General features: G+C 64.9%; 6 protein-coding genes. 1 reads left to right on the forward strand and 5 read right to left on the reverse strand.

All coding sequences use genetic code 11. The features are described 5' to 3' along the window. Window positions 1-45: 45 nt before the first annotated feature. Entirely contained in the window at window positions 46-507 is a 462-nt protein-coding gene (locus X803_RS0111515; protein WP_026545253.1) for a DUF4383 domain-containing protein, read from the reverse strand. Between the two features lie 273 nt (window positions 508-780). Here X803_RS0111515 and X803_RS0111520 point away from each other — a divergent pair, with 273 nt between their 5' ends. Then, on the forward strand, window positions 781-984 hold the full coding sequence (locus X803_RS0111520; RefSeq protein ID WP_026545254.1) for a hypothetical protein: 204 nt from the start codon (window positions 781-783) through the stop codon (window positions 982-984). On the opposite strand, the gene X803_RS0111525 is transcribed toward X803_RS0111520, so the two are convergent. From X803_RS0111525 to X803_RS0111540, 4 genes are read right to left on the reverse strand one after another with little or no spacing between them, the layout of a single operon-like run. Beyond that, complete coding sequence (locus X803_RS0111525; RefSeq protein WP_051470708.1) at window positions 985-1,662, reverse strand: glycosyltransferase family 2 protein; 678 nt, start codon at window positions 1,660-1,662, stop codon at window positions 985-987. It abuts the gene before it with no gap. A gap of 11 nt (window positions 1,663-1,673) precedes the next feature. Then, window positions 1,674-3,032, reverse strand: coding sequence for a PIG-L family deacetylase (locus X803_RS0111530; RefSeq protein WP_026545256.1), 1,359 nt, complete (start codon window positions 3,030-3,032; stop codon window positions 1,674-1,676). Next, on the reverse strand, window positions 3,026-4,045 hold the full coding sequence (locus X803_RS19505) for an acyl-CoA dehydrogenase family protein (protein ID WP_051470709.1): 1,020 nt from the start codon (window positions 4,043-4,045) through the stop codon (window positions 3,026-3,028). The genes X803_RS0111530 and X803_RS19505 overlap by 7 nt, the downstream gene beginning before the upstream one ends. Continuing rightward, on the reverse strand, window positions 4,042-4,605 hold the full coding sequence (locus X803_RS0111540) for a cysteine hydrolase family protein (protein ID WP_026545257.1): 564 nt from the start codon (window positions 4,603-4,605) through the stop codon (window positions 4,042-4,044). Before X803_RS0111540 ends, X803_RS19505 begins: the two co-directional genes overlap by 4 nt. Between the last annotated feature and the right edge of the window lie 156 nt (window positions 4,606-4,761).

Here is a 4,761-nt window from a genome sequence, read left to right on the forward strand (position 1 = left end):
GGCGGCGGGCTGCGGCCCGCCGCCGTCGTTCCCTTTCTGCGCCGGTTACCGACCGCGTACGGTTCGGTGCTTGTCCTTCAGCGCGAATGCCAGCCCAATCATCCCGAGGGCAAGGACCAGGTGAAGCAGGTCATCCGCCAGGTTGAGCGGCACGAAGTTGGCCGAGGACTCCTCCGGCACAACGAGACCGTAGACGAACAGGACGGCGTAGATGATCCCGCCCCACAGCAGGAAGTTGTAGGCGCCCGCAGCTGTTTTCGCCATGGTCACACCAGCTATACCGAACAGCAGGTGCACGATGTTGTGCAGGATGGAAACCTGGAAAATACCGAGTAGGTGCGCGTGCGACTCTGGGCCCGCGAAAGACAGCTCCCCGAAGTCGGTGGTCACGCCGGGTATGAAACCCAGGACGCCCACCAACAGGAAGACGGCCCCGACAGCGAGCGCAGCCTTCTGGATGTTGGTGCGGCTGGCAACACCCGGACCCGGTGAATGTGTTGATGCCATTGCACTATCCCCTTTCAAATGCCGGCTGGCGGGGCGTCGGCTGGGTGAATTACGACTGGTAGAACCACCTGCCCGCCACTGGTGATGCCAGAGTGACACATGTGAGCGGGAATAGAAAGCAAGCTTAGTTAACTTTTGGATAACCCTTTAGCCCTCTCGGCCAGCAATGGATCGGCGGCATGAAGCGTGAAGCGTGCATTCAGGAGGCATTCATCAAACGTTCAGGAAAGCCGAATACTGTGGCGTCAGTCACACTTCAGAAAGGCTTTCTCCATGACCTCCCAGCAATCCGCCCTCACCGACTTCTCAGCCCTGGAGCGCGGTCAGCAGATTACCCTGCGCCACCACACCGGCAACCAGTTCTCCGGGGTGCTGGAGGATCGGGCCGATGATGCCTCGGTGGTATGGGTTCGTCTCGACGACGGCGCGGGCCGCCGCCTCTTCCACCATGAGGACGGCTACGTGGTCGGCGGCTGATTACGCTATCCGGCCGGGCAGCTGGGCCAGATAGGTAGCGAAGCCCTCGGGCGTCCGTCCACCCAAACGTGCGGAGGTAATAGCCCGGATGGTGTCGACGGCAATCCAGGAGTACCCAGCCGTTTTCACGCGATGGACCAGCCGTGTGTCCTCATGCGCCCGCAGCGGCGGGAATCCCCCTGCGGCCTGGAGCGCTTCGCCGGCCACCCCGAGGTTTGCGCCGTGGACCTGCCGGTGGTGCTCGCCCAGCGTATTCCGCTCGGCCCAGGCCGTCCTGAGCCAGGGGGCGAGTCCGGGCCCCGGCTCCACCGTTCCGAGCACCAGGCTGTAACCGCATGCAGCGAGTCGATACTGTTCGATCAACCAGTTGGCCGGAACCGTGGTGTCGGCGTCAGTGTTTGCCACCCAGAACCCCGCCGGATCATCGGATCCGATCGTCGCCGCCACGCCGGCCTGCCGGGCACGACCAACCGACCTGTGCTCGGTCTGCACAACCTTCACGCCCGCCCATTCGGCGGCCACCTGCGCCGAAGCATCCCGGCAGTCGTCGAGAACGACGGTCACATCCACCTGCACAGCCGGGTGCAGGTTCCGGAAAGCGTCAGCCGCCCGGAAAACGGCCCGGAGGCAGTCCGGCAGGAGAGCTTCCTCGTCCCTCGCCGGAATGATGACGGCCATTCGTTCCGGGATCACAGCAGTCCGCTTCCCCGGGCTACCGAGACAGCTCCCGGCTGGGTCAGGATATCGATACGGAAGTCCTCCTCCTGGTGCTCTGCGAACAACTCGAGCCCGCGGCAGGCACGGAAGGCCTCGTGTACGGCGTCGCCGTTCAACGGCCACCCGTCCACGGGATGCCGCCAGTGGCATAACATCACCACCCCGTCCTGCCCGAGGGAGCCAAGACAGCGGCTGATGACCTCTTCCAGCTGGGCAGCGCTCAGGTAGTAACCGGTCTCGGACAGGACGATCAGGTCGAAAATTCCCTCCGGCCATTCCTCGGGGATGCGCGTGACCCGTGCTTCGGCACCCTTATAGCCGGCCAGCCGGTTCGCGGCCTGCCCCACCGCACTCGGGCTGACATCCACTGCCACCAGGGAATCGCACCGCGCGGCCAGCTCGGTGGAGAGTACACCCACTGAACACCCGAGTTCCAACCCGTGGGAGTACCGTTCCCGAGGCAGGAGGGCCAGGGATACTGCCCGTTTGCGGCGCTCATAGAAACGGTCCTCATACCCCCAAGGATCCTTGGATCCGGCGTGCAGACGCTCGAAGGCACTCAGAGGCGGGGTGACGGCGAAGGCCTCGAATGGCCGGGCGAAGTGCTCAATAATTGCAGGGCCGAGGAGGACTTCGTCACCCGGTTTTTCCGACAGCGGTTCGATCTGCGTCACATGCATCCTCTGGGCCGCCGTCTTCAGTTCCAGCTCCGTCTCAGTAAGCGGGAGGATTCTCATCGTGTCCCAGGGAACACTGGACGACGACGGCTCTGCCCAATGCCAGAGCCACACCGGATATTCAAGCAGCGCGATCCCATGTTCTTCAGCCACTGATCGTGCGGCATCCCCCGCCGCATCGTGGTCGGGATGCCCATCGCGATGCCACGGCGCCACGAGCAAGGTGCGTTCAGACGGTTGCGGGCCAAGCAGTGTCCGCAGTGCCCTGGCGACCGGCAACGCGGTCACTGCTCCGTCAGGAAGATCGAGGAAGTGCACACGGGAGTCCGCGGCGAGGAGCTGTACCGCCTCGCGCAGCTCGGACTTTCTCCGGCGCGCAAGCACATCCCGGGAGTGCGTTGTCGAAGCGGGGTGAGAGGCTTCGCCGGCCGTCGCCACCACTACGTCAACCGGAAGGTGGAACTCATTCTTCAGACGGGTGAGCAAGCCGCCGGCCGCGAGGGTTTCATCATCCGGGTGGGCTGAGAGCAGGATCAAGCGTTCCGGTGGCCTGCCGTCGAAGAAGGATTCGAAGTCCAGCGGACGGTTGGCGCGCCACTCGGAGCGCCACAGCCGCTCCGGCGTGCCGTCATCCTGATGCGTGAACGTCACCATGGCGGCGGATCCAGGGAGAGTACCGCAGCACCGAGGGACGCGGAATCGCGTTCGGCGTGATGCTGGCGGATATAGACCTGCAGATCCGCCACCCGCCTGGCGTGCTCCTCGTCGTAGACCAGCGGTCCCGGTCCCATTGCATGCGCGGCAACGGACAGGATCTCCTCTGCGGACTGCACCACGACCGAACGGACGCGTGCTGCCAACCGGGCGCCTTCCTTCCCCTTGGCCTCGCCGTGATCCACCGCCCGCGCGGCATCCTTCAGGACAGCTGCGGCCCGGTGCAGTGCCACGTCGATCGTGCCCAGGTGCATCAGTCCGATCTGGTCCGGCTCCCGCACGCGCGCAGTCGCCATCACCCGCCTCGCCAGACCCACGGCGCCTCCGTACCAGCAGGCCGCAACACCCATGCCGCCCCACGCGAAACCGTCCCGTGTCAGGTACCAGTTCTCCTCCCCCACCGGTTCGGCCGGCACCCGCAACAGATCCAGCGGGCCGCTGTCCACTGCGGCCAGGCCCCTGCTCACCCAGGTACCTGCGACCGGCCGCACACCGTCATGGCTGAGATCCACCGCAAACGCCCGCCGTCCACCGGTCGGAACGTGGGCGGTGATGAGTGCCCGGTCCAGCCGTGTCCCGAGCGAGCACCAGGGTTTGCGACCGCTGAGAACCCAGCCTCCGTCGTCGTACTCTGCCTGCAGGCGCGTACCGGGGCTCTCAGCCGCGAAAACTCCCCAGGTGCCTTCGGGGGCCGGCACCCCGGCTTCAGCGAGGATCGCCAGTGCGTCGAGGTGGGGCTCTACGACGCGCGCTACGGTAAGGTCCGCCGTCGCCAGGGTGGCCAGGCATTCCCATAGCGCCAGGGTTGACCCGGATCCCGGCTGTGGAGCGAACAAACCTACGCGCCCGGCGAGGACCAGCGCCTCATCGGGTGATCCACCCGCAGCGTGCGCTTCCCGGTACAGTCCGTCCAGATCCAACGCGTCTGCCGCACCCAGAAATACCCCTGTCATGCCTGCCCGTGGTTGAACAGGTTCCGGACTTCACCGGCATCCATCGCCTGCTGACGGTACTCATCGGTCAGGACGGTCAGGACGTTCTGCGCATACTCCTCGTTGGTTGAGGCGATAGCGTCTGTCGCGTACACAACCCGCAGGTTATTGGCGTACGCATCCGCTGCGGTCTGGGCGACGCAGTTGTGCGTGGCGACTCCCGCCAGCACAACGGTGTCCACGCTGAGATTCCGCAGGCGCTGCAGCAGGTCTGTGCCGAAGAAGGCGCTGTCGCGCGTCTTCACCAGCTTCGGGAGGCCATCGATTTCCAGGCCGTCGACCGGCTCGGCCTGCTCCGTGCCACTGAACAGGAAGCCCTGGTCGTCGTCGAGCATGCTGAGGGTCCAGGTGGACCTGTCCCGCTGGTGTTCGGTGCGGATCACATAGGCGGCAACCCCGGCTTCGCGCGCATCCCGGATAACCGAGTTACACGCTGCCACCAGCGCTTCCTGCCGGTTTCCAAGGGCGCCGTCCTCGAAGAATGCCTTCTGCATGTCGATAATCAGCAACGCAACTGCCACGTGTCTGTCCTTTCCGCGGGGGAGCTCGCGCATCTCTTGGACAGCATACTTATGAATTTTCCTTGAGGCGCGTCACGGCGGGGTCTAGCGTTGGTTCCACGAAGGCCGTCCTCGAAGGAGAAATGCCGTGAAGTCCCTGTGGCTCGAATCAGCACC

Source organism: Arthrobacter sp. 35/47, assembly GCF_000520475.1.
Taxonomy (GTDB): Bacteria; Actinomycetota; Actinomycetes; order Actinomycetales; family Micrococcaceae; genus Arthrobacter_D; species Arthrobacter_D subterraneus.